Annotated in this window: 14 protein-coding genes; 5 read left to right on the top strand and 9 right to left on the bottom strand. The window is 49.0% G+C overall.

Annotated elements, in window-relative coordinates:
* Positions 1–5 precede the first annotated feature (5 nt).
* Positions 6–4,547 carry a glutamate synthase large subunit gene (gene gltB / locus WH95_RS05930; RefSeq protein WP_046504261.1) on the top strand — a complete coding sequence of 1,514 codons (4,542 nt, stop codon included), beginning with the start codon at positions 6–8 and terminating at the stop codon, positions 4,545–4,547.
* A gap of 82 nt (positions 4,548–4,629) precedes the next feature.
* On the opposite strand, the gene WH95_RS05925 is transcribed toward gltB, so the two are convergent.
* Together WH95_RS05925 and WH95_RS05920 are read right to left on the bottom strand one after the other, a co-directional pair.
* Positions 4,630–4,962 (bottom strand): hypothetical protein, encoded by a 333-nt coding sequence (locus WH95_RS05925; protein ID WP_046504258.1) that lies wholly within the window; start codon positions 4,960–4,962, stop codon positions 4,630–4,632.
* A 30-nt stretch (positions 4,963–4,992) separates the two neighbouring features.
* The gene (locus WH95_RS05920; RefSeq protein WP_046504255.1) at positions 4,993–5,700 is read right to left on the bottom strand and encodes an ArsR/SmtB family transcription factor; all 708 of its coding nucleotides are present in this window, start codon (positions 5,698–5,700) and stop codon (positions 4,993–4,995) included.
* Positions 5,701–5,916: 216 nt separating this feature from the next.
* Here WH95_RS05920 and WH95_RS05915 point away from each other — a divergent pair, with 216 nt between their 5' ends.
* Positions 5,917–6,588: a glutathione S-transferase family protein gene (locus WH95_RS05915; protein ID WP_046504252.1), complete on the top strand. Its 672-nt coding sequence runs from the start codon at positions 5,917–5,919 to the stop codon at positions 6,586–6,588.
* Positions 6,589–6,616: 28 nt separating this feature from the next.
* Here the strand turns inward: WH95_RS05915 and WH95_RS05910 are convergent, their stop codons facing one another.
* Complete coding sequence (locus tag WH95_RS05910) at positions 6,617–7,396, bottom strand: tetratricopeptide repeat protein (RefSeq protein WP_046504250.1); 780 nt, start codon at positions 7,394–7,396, stop codon at positions 6,617–6,619.
* A gap of 102 nt (positions 7,397–7,498) precedes the next feature.
* Between WH95_RS05910 and WH95_RS05905 the strand changes: the two genes are divergently transcribed.
* Positions 7,499–8,386 (top strand): SDR family oxidoreductase, encoded by an 888-nt coding sequence (locus tag WH95_RS05905; RefSeq protein ID WP_046504248.1) that lies wholly within the window; start codon positions 7,499–7,501, stop codon positions 8,384–8,386.
* An 11-nt stretch (positions 8,387–8,397) separates the two neighbouring features.
* On the opposite strand, the gene WH95_RS05900 is transcribed toward WH95_RS05905, so the two are convergent.
* From WH95_RS05900 to WH95_RS05880, 5 genes are all read right to left on the bottom strand, one after another.
* Entirely contained in the window at positions 8,398–8,772 is a 375-nt protein-coding gene (locus WH95_RS05900) for a cupin domain-containing protein (protein WP_046504247.1), read from the bottom strand.
* Between the two features lie 66 nt (positions 8,773–8,838).
* Positions 8,839–9,156 carry an AzlD domain-containing protein gene (locus WH95_RS05895; RefSeq protein WP_046504244.1) on the bottom strand — a complete coding sequence of 106 codons (318 nt, stop codon included), beginning with the start codon at positions 9,154–9,156 and terminating at the stop codon, positions 8,839–8,841.
* Positions 9,153–9,968 carry an AzlC family ABC transporter permease gene (locus WH95_RS05890; protein WP_218044446.1) on the bottom strand — a complete coding sequence of 272 codons (816 nt, stop codon included), beginning with the start codon at positions 9,966–9,968 and terminating at the stop codon, positions 9,153–9,155. The genes WH95_RS05895 and WH95_RS05890 overlap by 4 nt, the downstream gene beginning before the upstream one ends.
* Positions 9,969–9,977: 9 nt before the next feature.
* A complete protein-coding gene (locus WH95_RS05885) occupies positions 9,978–10,940 on the bottom strand; it encodes a bifunctional helix-turn-helix transcriptional regulator/GNAT family N-acetyltransferase (protein WP_046504240.1) in 963 nt (320 codons plus the stop codon).
* Between the two features lie 127 nt (positions 10,941–11,067).
* The gene (locus WH95_RS05880) at positions 11,068–11,865 is read right to left on the bottom strand and encodes an alpha/beta fold hydrolase (protein ID WP_046504237.1); all 798 of its coding nucleotides are present in this window, start codon (positions 11,863–11,865) and stop codon (positions 11,068–11,070) included.
* A gap of 32 nt (positions 11,866–11,897) precedes the next feature.
* On the opposite strand from WH95_RS05880, the gene WH95_RS05875 reads away from it, so the two are divergent.
* Complete coding sequence (locus tag WH95_RS05875) at positions 11,898–13,124, top strand: glycosyltransferase family 4 protein (RefSeq protein WP_046504235.1); 1,227 nt, start codon at positions 11,898–11,900, stop codon at positions 13,122–13,124.
* 49 nt (positions 13,125–13,173) lie between these two features.
* On the opposite strand, the gene WH95_RS05870 is transcribed toward WH95_RS05875, so the two are convergent.
* Entirely contained in the window at positions 13,174–14,223 is a 1,050-nt protein-coding gene (locus tag WH95_RS05870; protein ID WP_046504620.1) for a D-cysteine desulfhydrase family protein, read from the bottom strand.
* A 319-nt stretch (positions 14,224–14,542) separates the two neighbouring features.
* Between WH95_RS05870 and thrS the strand changes: the two genes are divergently transcribed.
* Entirely contained in the window at positions 14,543–16,462 is a 1,920-nt protein-coding gene (thrS, locus tag WH95_RS05865; RefSeq protein WP_046504232.1) for a threonine--tRNA ligase, read from the top strand.
* The last annotated feature ends 167 nt before the right edge of the window (positions 16,463–16,629 follow it).

Genomic DNA, 16,629 nt, shown 5'->3' with positions numbered 1-16,629 from the left:
AGCAAATGGAACATAACGAAAAAACTCTGAACCCGATTGCTCAATGGGAGCAAAAGGCGGCGCATTTCCAGAAACATGGTTTGTACAATCCGGAAGATGAGCATTCGTCCTGTGGGGTTGGTTTGGTCGCGGCCATCGATGGAAAACCACGGCGTTCTGTTGTCGAGGCGGGTGTTGAGGCGTTGAAGGCTGTGTGGCACCGTGGTGCTGTGGATGCTGATGGGAAGACGGGTGATGGTTGCGGCATTCACGTCGAAATTCCAAAAAGCTTCTTTCAGGAACAGATCGAGCATCTTGGACATCATCTCAAAAATGACGATCTTGCCATTGGTATGGTTTTTTTGCCACGGACAGATTTTGGATCACAAGAGCGTTGTCGCGTCATTGTTGAGCGTGAAATCCTGAACTTTGGCTATTCGATTTATGGCTGGCGACAGGTTCCGGTTAATACGGCGATTTGTGGAGAAAAAGCGAGCCTGAGTCGTCCTGAAATTGAACAGATCATGATCGCCAACAGCAAGGGTGTTGATGCCGAGCGGTTTGAAACAGATCTTTATATTATTCGGCGCCGGATCGAAGCCGCGGTAGAGCGGGATTCGATCAAGGATTTCTATATCTGTTCTCTCAGTTGCCGTTCAATCATCTATAAGGGCATGGTTCTGGCCGAAAATCTGGCTGATTTTTACCCGGATTTGCTGGATGAGCGTTTTGTTTCAAGCTTTGCGATCTTCCATCAGCGTTTTTCTACCAATACCTTTCCGACATGGCATTTGGCCCAGCCTTTCCGTGTTATTGCCCATAACGGTGAAATCAATACGCTGCGGGGGAATGTCAATTGGATGAAATCTCATGAATGCCGCATTGATCACCCGAAATTTGGGTCACATGTTGAAGACCTGAAGCCAGTGATTCAGCCGGGCAGTTCTGATTCTGCCGCTTTGGATGCGGTGTTTGAGCTGATGATTAGGTCGGATCGTACTCTTCCTATGGCCAAGACACTTCTTGTGCCTGAATCATGGAGTAAAAACGACGCTGTGCCTCAGCATCACAAAGAGCTTTATGCCTATTGTAACGCGGTGATGGAACCTTGGGACGGTCCTGCCGCGGTGTGCGGATTTTCCGGGCCATGGGCATTGGCCGGAACTGACCGGAATGGCTTACGTCCGATGCGGTATGCCATCACCCGTGATGGTCTGCTTTTTGCCGGATCAGAAACCGGTATGGTGCATATTGATGTTGAACGGGTCATCGAGAAGGGGCGGCTTGGTCCCGGGCAAATGATTGCGGTCAACTTTGAAGAAGGTAAAATTTACAAAGATAAAGAAATCAAGGATCGTTTGGCCGCCCAACAGCCCTATGGGGATTGGCTGAAAAACATTCTTGTGATCGATGATCTGGTTAAGAGGCACAAGTACAGCCGAGAGCCTCTTTCAAAAGACGAACTGCGTCGACGCCAGTTGGATTTTGGGCTGACCATCGAAGATATGGAGCTTATTCTGCATCCAATGGTCGAAACGGCGAAAGAGGCTATGGGGTCAATGGGGGATGATACTCCCTTGGCAGTCTTGTCCGATAATGTGCGACCAATGCACCACTTCTTTCGCCAGAACTTTAGCCAGGTAACAAATCCGCCGATTGATAGTTTGCGTGAAAAGCAGGTCATGTCCCTGATCACCCGTATTGGCAATCTGGGCAATGTTCTGGACGAAGAAGAAGGTCAGGTGACAATCCTTCAGCTTGATTCACCTGTTCTGACAAACTCGGAATTTGTCGCGTTATCCAAGCACATGGGGCGTACAGTTGGGGTGGTTGACTGTACCTTTGAGGCGAACGGCAAGCCTGGTGCGCTTCGACATGCTCTGCGTCGAATTCGCAGGGAAGCAGAAGAGTTGGTGCGCGAAGGCTTTGAGCATGTTGTGCTGACAGATGAAGCGCAGTCCGCTGAGCGGGTTTCCATTCCAATGATCCTGGCAACCGGTGCTGTTCATACGCATTTGGTTGAACATAAACTTCGGTCATTCTGTTCTATCAACGTGCGCAGTGCTGAATGTCTGGATGTTCATTATTTCGCAGTTTTGATCGGTGTTGGTGCGACAACGGTCAATGCTTATCTAACTGAAGAAGCTATCGCAGATCGTCACCGCCGTGGTTTGTTCGGCGATCTATCGTTTGATGATTGTATGGAACGATATACGAAAGCTGTTGATGATGGCTTGCTCAAGATCATGGGTAAGATGGGAATCTCTGTCATTTCCTCTTATCGTGGTGGCTATAATTTTGAAGCTCTTGGCTTGTCCCGTACGCTGGTCGATGAATTTTTCCCTGGTATGCCAAGCCGGATTTCCGGGATCGGAATGACCGGTCTGGAAGAAAAAGCCCTCGAACTCCACGAAAAAGCGTGGGAATCTGATTCCACGGCTCTGCCGATTGGTGGCTTTTATCGCTATCGTGCTGGCGGTGAAGAGCATGCATGGGAAGGGCAGTTAATCCATACGATGCAGACAGCTGTCACCAAGGGGTCTTATTCGCTCTTTAAAAAATATACCAAGGGGCTGGAAAGTCGCCGACCAATTAACCTGAGAGATCTTCTGGATTTCAAGCGGGCGACAGATGGCGGCCTTGATGTTGAAGATACGGAATCTATCACATCCCTGCGAAAGCGCTTTATCACGCCTGCGATGTCTTTGGGGGCGTTAAGCCCGGAAGCGCACGGAACGCTTAATATTGCGATGAACCGGATTGGCGCGAAGTCTGATTCAGGTGAAGGTGGTGAAGTGCCTGAGCGCTATGTGCCGCATCCAAACGGTGATAATGAAAACTCGGCTATTAAACAGGTGGCATCGGGCCGTTTTGGCGTAACAGCAGAATATTTGAACAAATGTCGTGAAATCGAGATCAAAGTTGCCCAGGGTGCGAAACCGGGTGAAGGTGGCCAGCTTCCGGGCTTTAAGGTCACAAAGCTGATCGCGCGTTTGCGTCATTCGACGCCTGGGGTCACGTTGATTTCGCCACCGCCGCATCACGATATCTATTCTATCGAGGATTTGGCGCAGCTTATCTATGACCTCAAGCAGATCAATCCCAAAGCCAAGGTATGTGTGAAGCTTGTTGCCCGGTCCGGTATCGGAACGATTGCCGCGGGTGTGGCCAAGGCCAAGGCCGATATTATTCTCATTTCCGGTAACGTTGGCGGGACTGGTGCGTCGCCGCAAACATCGGTCAAGTTTGCAGGCGTGCCATGGGAAATCGGTTTGAGTGAGGTTCAGCAGGTTCTCACCCTTAACGGGTTGCGGAACAATGTGACGCTTCGCACAGATGGTGGTTTGAAAACCGGACGCGATATCGTGATTGCCGCTCTGCTGGGGGCGGAAGAATACGGCGTGGGAACGGCGTCGCTGGTTGCGATGGGCTGCATTATGGTGCGCCAATGTCATTCCAACACCTGCCCTGTCGGGGTTTGTACGCAAGATGATGATCTGCGGGCGAAGTTTGATGGTACACCTGAAAAGGTCGTGAACCTCTTTAGCTTTATTGCCGAAGAAGTGCGCGAGATCCTTGCGTCACTTGGCTATAAAACACTGAATGAAATTATTGGTCGAACTGATTTGCTGAAACAGGTCAGTCGTGGTGCGCCACATCTTGATGATCTGGATCTCAATCCCTTACTTGCTTTGGCTGATAGCGGAACGTCAGAGCGTTATTGCACACTTGAAGGTCGTAATGCAGTACCTGATACGCTTGATGCCCAGATTATCAAAGATGCAAACCCCTTCTTTGAGGTGGGTGAAAAGATGCAGCTACAATACAACGTGCGCAACACGCACCGTGCTGTTGGAACACGTTTGGCTTCAAAAATTACAACTCGTTTTGGGATGAAAGAATTACAGCCGGGGCATATAACTGTTCGGTTGCGTGGTTCTGCCGGACAGTCGTTGGGTGCCTTTGCTGTTCAGGGTATGAAGCTGGAGGTCTTTGGTGATGCCAATGATTATGTTGGCAAGGGGCTTTCCGGTGGCGAGATCGTGGTGCGGCCTTTGGCGTCGAGCAAGCTTGCCACCCAACACAATACGATTATCGGGAATACGGTTCTCTATGGCGCGACGGCAGGTAAGCTGTTTGCCGCAGGGCAGGCAGGTGAACGGTTTGCCGTGCGCAATTCGGGTGCTCAGGTTGTGGTAGAGGGCTGTGGCTCAAACGGCTGTGAATATATGACGGGCGGAACGGCTGTCATTCTTGGGAATGTGGGCATGAACTTTGCTGCCGGAATGTCCGGCGGAATGGCCTTTGTGTATGACCCGAGCGGTATCCTGCCAAGTCGTATCAATGACGAGAGCGTTATCTATCAACGAATTGAGACAGATCACTGGGAACAGGTGCTGCTGGGCTTGGTGAAGGAGCACCATGCAGAGACACAATCAGTTTATACCGAGCGCCTGTTGAATGACTGGGCGCAAATCAAAGGTGATTTCTGGCAGGTGGTTCCAAAGGAAATGCTGGCGTTGCTTGAGCACCCTGTAACTGATTCTGCCGAACTTAAATCGGCTTAAGATCTTAAATGTAGTAGATAAATCAAGGGGCTGTGTTTATCGCAGCTCCTTGTTTTTTATCTGCTATAAGGTGTAGAGAGTTTTAGGTTAGATAGTTTTCCAGCAATGATGCTAAAGCATCTGGTAAGTCGTTTGGCGAGAGGCATTTTAGCGAGTGAGAAGTGTCAGTGTTATAAAAGCCCTGCTCTTTATTAAAGCGGAGCTTCCCTTCTTTAAATTCCCTTGTTTGAAAGCCATTTTCTTCGCCCATGGAGACAAAGGTAAGCTTTTGAACCGACTGGTCTCTGTCGATCAAAATCCAGTGAAAGATCTCTGATTTTGTCGCCGTAGCGGACAAACCCAAGCGTTTGATTTCAATGATATTTATATCTTTACTGGAGAAATAAAAAAGAGTCTGAAAAAGTGGCGTATCCAAATTGGTCCGTCCTGAATTATTAGGCCTGAATTATAAGCTGGCGTGTTTTTGGTCGGCGAGTAATGGAAAATGCTCGTGAAAAGCGGCTTCGCCACGGCGCGAGAATTGAACAACTCGCACATCTTCGAGGCGTTTTGCCCAACCTTTTTCATAGATATGATCGAGTAAAGCTGTACCAAGCGATCCTGCGAGGTGGCTTCTGCGTGCGCTCCAGTCCAAACAGGATTTGCATAGGGGACGCTTGGCTTTTTGCAAGGGATCGAGATCAATGCCGAGAGCTTTTATAAAATCACGTCCAGAATCAGTTATGACAACCTCATTCCTGTCTTCGAGAAGAAACCCTCTGCCCACCAAACTGTCAAACATCTGAACACCGAATTCACCGGCAAGATGATTGTAGCAGACACGTGCTTTCCGCATTTCCGGGGCTTTCGGGCCAGTGCGGGTTCGGATGTGTCCCTTTTTCGCAGCTAAACCCATCATGGTTTCGAGTAGTGTTGCCACGTCTTCATCAGCGAGATTGAAGTAGCGATGGCGGCCCTGCTTGCGTTGACGGATCAGGCCACCAGCCTCAAGTTTTTTGAGATGGGCACTGGTCGTCTGTAGGGTTATGCCTGCTTCATTGGCAAGTTCACTGGCCGTAAGGGCTTTTCCACTAATTAAAGCAGAGAGCATGTTTGCACGGGTGGGGTCCCCGATAAGGGAGCCGATAAGGGTGATGTCTGGACCTTCTTTCATGCTTCGATATTAGGCGAACTATGTATTGGTGTAAAGAATACGCTTTAAAATGACAATTTTAGTAGGTGCGTCATTTTTTCGACAAAATTAAAGTAGATTTATAATTTTTTATTTAAAAACAATGTGTTTTATTCTTTACTATTCTGTGTCAGATCTTTTGCCTAAACTTGTTTTACGTGGTTTTCTCATTCGCTCAGTAGGGTTATAGTCCAGAAAATGAGAAAGCTTCACCATCTTCCACTCGATTCTGGTTGCCGCAAAATTCGTATGTTGCTGCGAGAGAAAAAGCTCGAGTTTGAATTGCATGCAGAGAAAGTCTGGGAACGCCGGGAAGCGTTTTTGGCGCTTAATCCGGCTGGTGAAGTGCCTGTGCTTGTTGAAGATGACGGAACAAGCATAACAGGCGGTGCACAGGTAATTTCGGAATATCTGGAAGAAGCTTATCCCGATCAGAGTCTGTTGGGTGATAACCCTTTGTGTCGTGCTGAGGTCAGGCGTTTGATTTCATGGTTTGATGATAAATTCAGGCGTGAAGTCACCGCTAATCTGGTTGAAGAGAAGATGCTAAAGCGTTTTCTGGGGCTGGGAGAACCAAACTCTCAGGCCATACGGGCCGGGCATGCGAATATTCACTATCATCTGGAATACATTAGTTGGCTGACAGACCGAAGAACATGGTTGGCCGGGGATGACTTCTCACTGGCAGATATCACAGCTGCATCACATATCTCGTCCCTTGATTATATCGGGGATGTTCCCTGGAAAGAGCATCAGGGGGCCAAAGACTGGTATGCGCGTGTGAAATCGCGCCCTTGTATGCGCGGGGTTTTGACCGATTTGATACCGGGGGTGCCACCGCCCAAACACTATGCAGATCTGGATTTCTAGGTAGCTACAGAAATCCAGATTTCAAAAATTACTCGACAGTTACATCAAGCTTCTCGAGGTTTAGTTGTGCCGCGTCTGCAGCAGGGGTCCCCAAAGCAATATTGACGATTCTGAGCCAATCTTCTCGTGCGCCGTTATTATCCCCCGCGAGGCGTTTTAATATCCCACGTTCAAGCAAGGCTTCCAGATTATCGGGCTCCAGATCCAGAGCAAGGGTGATATCTTGCAGGGCTTCTACATCGTTGCCCAGAAAACGTTTTGCTGTTCCGCGCAAGGCGAGAATATCCGCGCGTTCCGGCTCCAGACTGTGGGCAACTTCAAGATCAATCAAGGCTTCGTCAAACCGACCGAGTTCAGCCAGAATTTCGGCGCGATCGATGTAGTATTCCGTGCCATCTGGGAAGAGGGTAATTGCCGTACTTTGCACAGCAAAGGCACGTTCCAGATCGCCATGGTCATACCAGGCGCGCCCGGCTTGGTGAAGCAGCTGTGAACGGAGTTCAACATTGTCTGTTTTCATAACATTCGCCAGCTTTTCCAGGCGTGTCGCCGCTGCGTCGTATATCTTTAGGGCGTAGAGCGCCTGTGTTGCACAGTGTTCGGCCGGGAAGCCTCCACCTTGCGATGCCCAGGACAGGGCGGATTCAAACGCGGCATCAGGGCGGCGTTCAACCAGCTTTATACAGGCGATATACTGTTCTTCGTGATTGATCGGCTCTTTGCGTCCGGCTGCTTCACTCGATATAGAGAAGCCAGCAGCTATCGGCAGCATAAGAAGAGATGCGAAGAGTTTGTTTTTTTGTGTCATAGGCGCATTTGGACCATAAATGAATTACTTTGCAAGCTTTGCTTTTCAGTTTGTTACGGGACCCTATATAAGAAATTAGGCAATTTCGAGATTGAGGAAGCTATGTCACATCATTCTAAGCATTTGTTCTGTTTTGGCCTGGGGTTTTCCGCCCTGGTTTTTGCCAGAAGGATGATGGCTCTTGGCTGGAAGGTATCGGGCACAATCCGGCCAGATTCGGATAAAGATCAGGGCAAGAAAGAGCGGCTGGAGAGCGAAGGTATTGTTGTGCACAACTTTGATCGCTCTGTGCCTCTGGCCGAAGCCTCGACTGTGCTGTGTGATGTAACCCATATTCTTTCGTCCGTTCCGCCGGGCAAGGAAGGGGACTGTGTTCTGCAGTTACATGCCACAGAAATTACCGCGTGTGAAAAACTCGAATGGGTTGGGTATCTCTCTACGACGGGGGTTTATGGAAATCGTGATGGCGGTGTTGTCTTTGAAGATGACCCGTTAAGCCCGTCAAGCCCGCGAAGCAAGCAACGTGCGCAGGCTGAAAAAGAGTGGCTGGCACTTGTCGATGCACACGATATCCCTGTGCATATTTTCAGGTTGGCAGGCATATACGGCCCGGGGCGCAACCCGTTGGATTCCCTTAAATCCGGCAGGGTAAAGCAACGCATAGATAAGCCGGGGCATATTTTCAGTCGAATTCATGTCGAAGACATTGCAAACGTTCTAGAGGCATCTGTTAATCATCCCCGAGCTGGACGCATTTACAATGTATGTGACAACGCGCCGGAAGAACCGTCTAAAGTCACTACCTATGCCAGTCAGTTACTGGGCATTGATCCGCCTCCGCTTGTTTCATTTGATGATGCGGAAATGAGTCCTATGGCAAAGACCTTTTGGCTGGATAACAAGCGGGTAGATAATAGCCGGATAATAAACGAGCTAGGTGTTAAACTTGATTACCCCGACTATCAATCTGGATTAAAAAGCCTGCTTTAGAGGCAGCGTGATCAGGTTTGCATCTGGTCTTCAAGACTGCGTGTTCTGTCGGTAATGACGTCTCCTGTATGTGCTGTCGTGACGGGTTCAACCAACATGATCCAGCACTCTTCTTTGGCGACAGGATTATGCATAACGCCTTTGGGGACAACGTGCATGTCGCCTTCGTTAAGCTCTATGGTTTTGTCCTCATACTGCATGAGGAGTTGCCCCTTGATAATGTAAAACAATTCGTCTTCGTTATCATGCTTGTGCCAGACAAGTTCATTTTTGATCTTGGCAATTTTCACAAACTGATCATTAACTCGAGCGAGCACTTTGGGTGACCAGTGGGCCGTAACCTGGTCAAGAGCGCCGGGCAAGTTTACAACATTTCTATCTGACATATTAGGTGAGTTTCCTTGATTGCTTAATCAGGGGAGATTAAGAAAATGATTTCCAATAAGACGTGGTCAGAGAAGCCATTTGAAAAGGCCAAAGGCTATCATGCCGATGACAATGGTCGTCAGCAGATCCTTGCGAATCAAACCGACGACCACAGCAACGCAGGCTGCGAGCAGGGACGCATTCTGCAGATTGAATTCGATGTTATCGCCATTGGGCATTAAAACGGCAGGGACAATGATGGCTGTGAGAACGGCAGGTGGAACAAAATCCAGGGCGATTTTTGCCCAGCCCGGAAAGGTAAAGTGACCTGCTGAAGCAAGAAGCACATATCGTATCCCGAAAGTCACAATGGCCATGCCAGCGATCATAAGGGCTTCGGTCATTGTTTTTTACTCCGGCTTAAGAGGTGATAGGACAGGCCAACAGCCAAGGCGCTGAGGGCAGAGATCATCAAACCGAGTTTATGCGGCATATCGGCTGTTCCCAATGACATGGCGCCTGCAACAAGAACACAGGCCAGCATTGGACGGGTTGTGAGGTAGGGAAGAACCATCCCGATAAAGGTTGCGGACATGGCAAAGTCCAGACCCCAGTTTCCGATGTCGGGAAAAAGTTCGCCGAGGGTAATGCCGATGACAGTACAGAGTATCCAGTTGCCATACATCGCCGAGAAAGATCCAAGGTAGAACCATTGGACATACCTTTTGCGCCAGATGTTGTCAGATTTACGGATTTTGTCTGCAATTGTTGCAAAACTTTCGTCAGTCAGGCCAAAGGCAATCAAGGCTCGCCAAGGCCCGGACAGATGTTTTACATCGTCCACCAATGCCGCTGAATAGAGTAGGTGACGCAGATTCACGATGAAGGTTGTTGCTATGATCATGAGCGGTCCGGTTCCGGCCGCAAGCAACCCCAGCGCAATAAACTGGGATGAACCGGCAAACACAAAAATTGACATCGCGACTGCCCCAAGAGGGGAAAGCCCGCTTTGTTCTGCAAGTGTACCAAAGATTATGCCGAAGGGAATGGCGCCGACAATCATGGGAATGGTTGCGCGAGATCCGGCAAAGACTTCTCTGAGAATCTCTTTCCGCGAGAGTTTTTGATCGTCGACTGTTGCTATGTCACTGGTATTTATCGGCTGTGTGCCCATAGATATTGTCGCACAGTTGTCAGTATTGGGTGCGTTACTCATTATTCATACTCATAGTGTTACAGTCATATAGATATCAGAGCGTCTGTATTTTGATTTTCCATTTGGGTGCGGAACTTCACAGAAACCCAGTTTTCTATAAAGTTTTTGGGCATTAACCAGCTTGCGATTACTTTCCAGAAATACCTGTTTTGCACCAAGGCGTCGTGCTTCATTCAATGCGGCAACCACTAGGCGACGTCCTATGCCTCTGGATTGGGCCGCAGGGGTGACCCCTACCTTCGAAACTTCGTAGAGATCGTCTGTTACCCGGGCGAGAGCACAAGTCCCGACCGGAGCACCACCGCAAAGGCCGAAGAATATTGTGCCGCCACGGGAAAGATAATAGCCGCCGGGATTGTCCAGAGACTCTTTATCCCATTCCTCTTGAAGGTTGAGGAAGTAGTAATCCAGCCATTCTTTGTTCAGTTCTTTGAATGAGCCTGCATATTGTGGATCCCAATTGATGATCTCGATGTCTCCGGACAGATAGGGGTCTGCCAAATTATTGAGAACTCTTTGGTTGAGCGGTGTTTCACCATTAAGTTTTTCGAGGTTTAGAAGCTGATTAAGCAGATTATTCGGTTCTGTATCGGCTAACATACTGTCCAGTGAGCGTTTAATCTCGTCCCAAACGGGAATAAGTTTTGGTAAAGCGTGTTTTGCCTGATCTGACAGGGTCAGTAACTGTGTGCGTTCATCTTTGGGGGAGGGTTTTTTCTCTATCCAGCCTTCTTCAATCATTTTCCGTGCCATTTTACTGATTGCGGGGTGGCTGACGCCTGTGGCGATAGCGCAGTCAGACACAGAAACCGCACCCTCTTTGTACAGAAGGTAAAAGAGCGGAAAATAACCAGCCTGAATGGTTAGGCCGGTTTTCTCGTAGATTATGTTGACCTCATTAAAAAGCGTATCGCTCAGGCGTTTGAGGCGACTTGCTAGTGTAAGGCTTCCGAGTGAGGCGAGAAAATTCATAATAAACCTATTACGTAACTGGTTACATATTATTTTATCAAATAGACCCGTTTTGGAAAAGAAGAAAAAGCAGCCGGGATTAAATCGGCTGCTTTCGATTGAGAGCAAAAAAGGTTAGGTGTCTGGCTTAACGACTGATCTCTTTAACAATTTTCTTAAGTCGTTGTATATCTTGTGGTTCAGAAAGGCGATGATCACCAGTTTTTACCAGAACGACTTCCATGTCATCAGTTTCAAGCGACTCGACAATTCTGGGGACAATATTCCAGGGTACATCGACGTCCTTCATGCCTTGAATCAGACGGACGGGGCAAGTGATGGGCTGCGTCCTGTCCAGCAAGAGGTGTTGTCGGCCTTCTTCGATGAGTTTCAGGGTAATGGCATAGGGCTCGTCACCATATTCACTTGGTTCGTAATAAACCCCTTCGCTTAACAGCGTATCTTTGATTTCTTGTGAAAAGGTGTCCCACATTAGGTCCTGGGTGAAGTCAGGGGCGGCAGCGATACCGACAAGACCTTTGATTCTTTCTGGTCTTTTCAGGGCGGTATTAAGCATGATCCAGCCCCCCATGGATGACCCGACCAATATCTGGGGGCCACTTGTCAGTTCGTCGATAACGGCAATGGCATCTTCGGTCCATTGCCCGATTGTGCCATCTGTGAACTTGCCAGACGATTGCCCATGCCCCATATAATCGAAACGGACAAAATTTTGCTTACTGGATTTCGCAAACTCTTCCAGCGCAGTAGCTTTCGAACCCGTCATGTCGGACATATAGCCACCCAGAAAGACGATTCCCGGTAAATCCTTATCGCCTTCTGTCTTTATATAGGCTATATGCTGCCCATTAGGGCGTTCGAGAAATTCTGGAATTTGTGAAGTGAACTCTGTATCACTATTGGGCGCTGTATCATTATTGGACATGAACTAAATAGGACTCCTTGTAGTACCGACACATGACGGATGCTTCTCACCTTAACACTTTGATATCTGAAGCCGCTACCCCAGAGCTTCCTTCTCTTGTGAAATCTGATGGTACACCGATGACGGTGCTTCAGGTCGTACCTGCTATGGATTCAGGTGGTGTCGAGCGCGGCACGCTGGATATGGCAAAGGCCATTATCGAAGCGGGCGGCAAGGCTATCGTCGCGTCCCGTGGCGGACAGCTGGTCGCGCGCCTGAAGATTGCCGGGGCAGAGCATGTCGAACTTCCGGTACATTCCAAGAATCCGTGGACGATGTGGCGAAACACTGGGCGTCTTGTTCGCCTGATAAAAGACAGAGGTGTTGATTTGGTGCACGCCAGATCTCGTGCGCCCGCGCGTCCGGCGCACAGGGCTGCCCGCAAGGTCGGGGTGCCTTTCGTGACAACGGTCCACGCGCCATACAATATCAACAATGGTCTTAAGCGATATTACAATTCGATTATGACCAAGGGTGATGTTGTCATCTCTATATCAGAGTTTGTCGCAGACTATATCCGTAAGAACTATCAGGTAGATGAAAGCAAAATTCGCATTGTTCACAGAGGCATGGATACCGATAGCTTTTCGCCGCATGCTGTCAGTGCCGAGCGCGTTATTCAGCTATCGACGCAATGGCGTTTGCCTGATGGGGTTCCGCTTATCATGCTGCCCGGCCGTTTGACGCGCTGGAAAGGTCAGAAAGTTCTTCTCGAAGCGCTCACGCACCTTCGCGATATTGATCTATGTTGCGCACTGGTCGGGTCTGATCAGGGGCGGACAGCTTATCGTGATGAGTTGGAAAAGATGATTATGGATAATGATCTTTTGAGTCGCGCTTTCATCATGGACGACTGCAATGACATGCCTTCTGCCTATATGCTGTCTGATGTTGTCGTTTCTGCCTCTACTGATCCCGAAGGTTTTGGCCGGGTTGTGTCGGAAGGGCAGGCCATGGGGCGCCCCGTTGTGGCAAGTGATCACGGTGGTGCAAAGGAGCAGCTGGTTCCAAACGAGACTGGTTTCCTGTTTGAAAACGGTGATGCTGAAAGCTGTGCGCGTGCAATTCGCCGGGCATTGAGCCTGAATGCGAGAGAGCGAGAAATCCTCTCACTCAAGGGGCAGGAACGGGTTCAGAAATTTTTCACGAAAAAACTGATGTGTGCCAAGACAGTCGGTATTTATCGTGAACTTATTTCTGAGAAGGCAATCACCGGGTAAGGTTAAACAGGGTAAAACTAAGCGGAGCAAAGCTAAATTATCCCCGGCTTCAGTTGTCTCTGGAAAAGTTTTCTATTGCATTCTGATAGGCGAATAGTGCCGGGTTTCCACCTGTGTGTATAAACAGAACCTTTGACCCCAGGGGGATGGCATTTGTACGAACCTGATCAATCAGGCCTGCCATGGTTCTGGCCGTATAGACCGGGTCGAGAAGGATCGCTTCCAGCTGCGCCGCCTTTTCAATAGCTTCTTTTACTTGATGGTTCATTTTGCCGTAACCCGGCGCCAGCACTTTGTCTGATAGGATAATGTCCTGATCACTTATCAGGTCGGGACGGGATATCATTTGTGCCAGTTCGCTTGATCTTTGTTTGATACGATCAATTTGGCTTTTTTTACCCCGCCTGACACAGATACCGATGATCGGAATATCCCAACCGATAGCGCGGGCACCAACAAGGAAGCCAGCGTGTGTCAGGCCGCTGCCGGATGGAATGACAATATAGTCAGGTTTATCGCCGGATGTGATGGTTTGGGCGTAAGTCTCTGCCGCGGCCCTGATATAGCCAAGACCACCATAAGGCAGTGAGCCTAATCCGAGATGAATAACATAGGGACGTCGACCATGGTTTTTGAGTTCTTTTGCACGCTCATCCAGTGCCTTATCTGCGCCAGCTTCGTCCTCTCCCTCGGGGAAATAGCTGATTTCTGCACCGAGCAGGTTGTTTAAAAAGATGTTGCCGGATTTTCGATAGAGCTGATCATGGCTCGGAACCCGTTCTTCAAGCTGAACGTGGGCTTGCCAGCCGAGTTTGGCCGCTGCTGCGGCGGTGAGGCGGACAAAGTTTGACTGTAGAGCGCCGGTGATCAGGACTGTATCAGCATTCGCTTCGACACCTGGCCCAAGGTAGTATTCCAGCTGTCGAACCTTGTTGCCGCCAAAGGCCAAACCATTGCAATCATCCCGCTTGGTCCAGAGTGTAATGCCAAGGTCTTGGCCAAGTTTTGGCAAGGGATCAATGGGCGTTGGTTCATGGCCGAGAATGATACGTCGATGCTGTTTAAGTTCGGGGATAAGGTCTTCAGGTGTCGTCTTCATGGGCATGATCATTGTACTCGGTAAGATGGGGCGGATGTGCAATGAATTCTGTTCGAAAGTCTGTCAGTTATTTGAGCATTAATTTCTATGACGGGAAAGTCTCTCTTGTTTATCCTGCGATCCCCTGATTTTTGATGCCTGAATTCTTCTTAAGGCTCTTGGTAGAGTGGTTTAAAAAATGAATAGAGAGATTCTTTTGATTAAAAGCGCGGAATCCTTGGTGGTGTGCTTGACAGGCGATGGAATCCTTTTACATTGCTGGAACTCTGTAAGAGTCAATTTTCCTAGATGATAGAACAGTAACTGAGAACGATTTCCGATGGTCACAATTACATTGCCTGATGAAAGTCAGCGCAAATTTGATGGTCCTGTAACAGGGCACGAGGTAGCAGAATCTATTGGTCCGCGTTTGGCCAAAGATGCTTTAGCTGTGGTGGTAGATGGCGAGTTGAGAGATACGACCTATCCAATCACGACGGATGCGACCTTGGAAATTGTGACCCGCAAGCACCCGCTGGCACTTGATCTGTTGCGCCACGACTGTGCGCACGTGATGGCCGAAGCTGTGCAAGAGCTCTTCCCCGGAACTCAGGTTACCTTTGGTCCATCAACAGACGTTGGCTTTTATTACGACTTTGCGCGTGATGAGCCGTTTTCGACAAATGATCTTGAGAAGATTGAAGCGAAAATGCACGAGATCATTGCGCGTGATGAAGCTTTTGTTCGTGAAGTTTGGGATCGTGAAAAGGCCAAAGAGCATTTCGCATCCAAGGGTGAAAAGTACAAAGCCGAACACGTTGATAACATTCCCGGCGATGAAGATCTGACAATCTATCGTCAGGGTGACTGGCTTGATCTGTGCCGTGGGCCGCATGCGCCGTCTACCGGAAAGATTGGCAAAGGCTTCAAGTTGATGAAGGTTTCCGGTGCCTATTGGCGCGGAGATAAAGACAATGATCAGCTACAGCGTATTTACGGCACTTGCTGGTCTGACGAGAAGCAACTGAAAAAATATCTTCAGATGCTCGAAGAAGCTGAAAAACGCGATCACCGTCGTCTTGGAAAAGAGCTGGGCTTGTTCCACTTGCAAGAAGAAGCAACAGGTTCCGTTTTCTGGCACCCAAAAGGTTGGGCCCTGTATCGCTCACTCGAAGATTATATGCGCAAGCGCCTTGAAGCTGGTGGTTATCAGGAAGTGAAAACGCCGCAGTTGATTGACCGCGCGCTCTGGGAAGCTTCCGGTCACTGGGAGAAATTCCGCGAAGACATGTTCGTGGCGACATCCGAAGATGACCGTACCCTTGCAGTGAAACCTATGAACTGTCCCGGACACGTTCAAATTTTCAAACAGGGACAGACCAGCTATCGAGACCTTCCCTTGCGTATGGCTGAATTTGGTGCCTGTCACCGCAATGAACCATCTGGTGCGTTACATGGCCTGATGCGTGTGCGGGCCTTCACACAGGATGATGCCCATATTTTCTGTACCGAAGATCAGATCAACAGTGAAACTGTTATCTTCTGTGATCTGCTGAAAACAGTTTACAAGGATCTTGGCTTTGATGAGATCGTTGTAAAGTTCTCGGATCGTCCTGAAAGGCGTGCGGGAACCGACGAATCTTGGGATAAAGCCGAAGGCGCGTTAAGAGAAGCCGTTGAAGAAGCCGGGCTTGAATACACAATGAACCCGGGCGAAGGTGCATTCTATGGTCCCAAGCTGGAATTCGTGCTCAAAGATGCGATCGGGCGCGATTGGCAATGCGGAACCCTTCAGGTGGATGTGGTTCTGCCAGAACGTCTGGATGCATCCTATATCGGCGAGGATGACAAGCGGCATCGTCCTGTGATGTTGCATCGTGCCATCCTGGGATCATTTGAACGTTTTCTTGCTATTCTTATTGAGCAACACGCCGGTAAGTTCCCCTTGTGGATGTCCCCACAGCAAGTGGTTGTGGCCTCAATCACTTCCGATGCTAATGACTATGCAGAAGAAGTTCGTGACAAGTTGAAAGCGGCGGGACTCCGGGTGAAAGCTGATTTGCGTAATGAGAAAATTAACTATAAAATCCGCGAACACAGCCTGAGCAAAACACCGGTAATTGCCGTGGTTGGTCGTCGGGAAGCAGAGGAAGGGAAAGTTGCTCTGCGTCGTCTTGGCGGTAAGAATCAGGAAATTATGTCTTTGGAAGAAGCACTTAGTTCTTTAGCCGAAGAAGCAAAATCGCCTGCTGAAAAGTAGGCGATAAAAATTAACTTTCGGGTTGCCGACTGGTACTGGTTATTGGCATTATGCGCCACAATGTGCTTACCCACATTGATTATTGGCGTAAACGCAATATAAACGGTTGGTATTTTAGAGTAACAGCCTATTGCAGATCAAAAGGTCTGTAATTTTGGGATAACAGA

Source organism: Kiloniella litopenaei (genome assembly GCF_000982415.1).
Lineage (GTDB): Bacteria > Pseudomonadota > Alphaproteobacteria > Kiloniellales > Kiloniellaceae > Kiloniella > Kiloniella litopenaei.
Note: the sequence above shows the minus strand (reverse complement) of the source record. Positions and strands in the feature narration are given on the sequence as shown.

Bases quoted from the DNA above. Each gene is read 5' to 3' on its own strand.
- gltB (WP_046504261.1), top strand. From the start codon at position 6: ATGGAACATAACGAAAAAACTCTGAACCCGATTGCTCAATGGGAGCAA.
- WH95_RS05920 (WP_046504255.1), bottom strand. From the start codon at position 5,700: ATGAAAGAAGGTCCAGACATCACCCTTATCGGCTCCCTTATCGGGGAC.
- WH95_RS05915 (WP_046504252.1), top strand. From the start codon at position 5,917: ATGAGAAAGCTTCACCATCTTCCACTCGATTCTGGTTGCCGCAAAATT.
- WH95_RS05910 (WP_046504250.1), bottom strand. From the start codon at position 7,396: ATGACACAAAAAAACAAACTCTTCGCATCTCTTCTTATGCTGCCGATA.
- WH95_RS05905 (WP_046504248.1), top strand. From the start codon at position 7,499: ATGTCACATCATTCTAAGCATTTGTTCTGTTTTGGCCTGGGGTTTTCC.
- WH95_RS05900 (WP_046504247.1), bottom strand. From the start codon at position 8,772: ATGTCAGATAGAAATGTTGTAAACTTGCCCGGCGCTCTTGACCAGGTT.
- WH95_RS05895 (WP_046504244.1), bottom strand. From the start codon at position 9,156: ATGACCGAAGCCCTTATGATCGCTGGCATGGCCATTGTGACTTTCGGG.
- WH95_RS05890 (WP_218044446.1), bottom strand. From the start codon at position 9,968: ATGAGTAACGCACCCAATACTGACAACTGTGCGACAATATCTATGGGC.
- WH95_RS05885 (WP_046504240.1), bottom strand. From the start codon at position 10,940: ATGAATTTTCTCGCCTCACTCGGAAGCCTTACACTAGCAAGTCGCCTC.
- WH95_RS05880 (WP_046504237.1), bottom strand. From the start codon at position 11,865: ATGTCCAATAATGATACAGCGCCCAATAGTGATACAGAGTTCACTTCA.
- WH95_RS05875 (WP_046504235.1), top strand. From the start codon at position 11,898: ATGACGGATGCTTCTCACCTTAACACTTTGATATCTGAAGCCGCTACC.
- WH95_RS05870 (WP_046504620.1), bottom strand. From the start codon at position 14,223: ATGAAGACGACACCTGAAGACCTTATCCCCGAACTTAAACAGCATCGA.
- thrS (WP_046504232.1), top strand. From the start codon at position 14,543: ATGGTCACAATTACATTGCCTGATGAAAGTCAGCGCAAATTTGATGGT.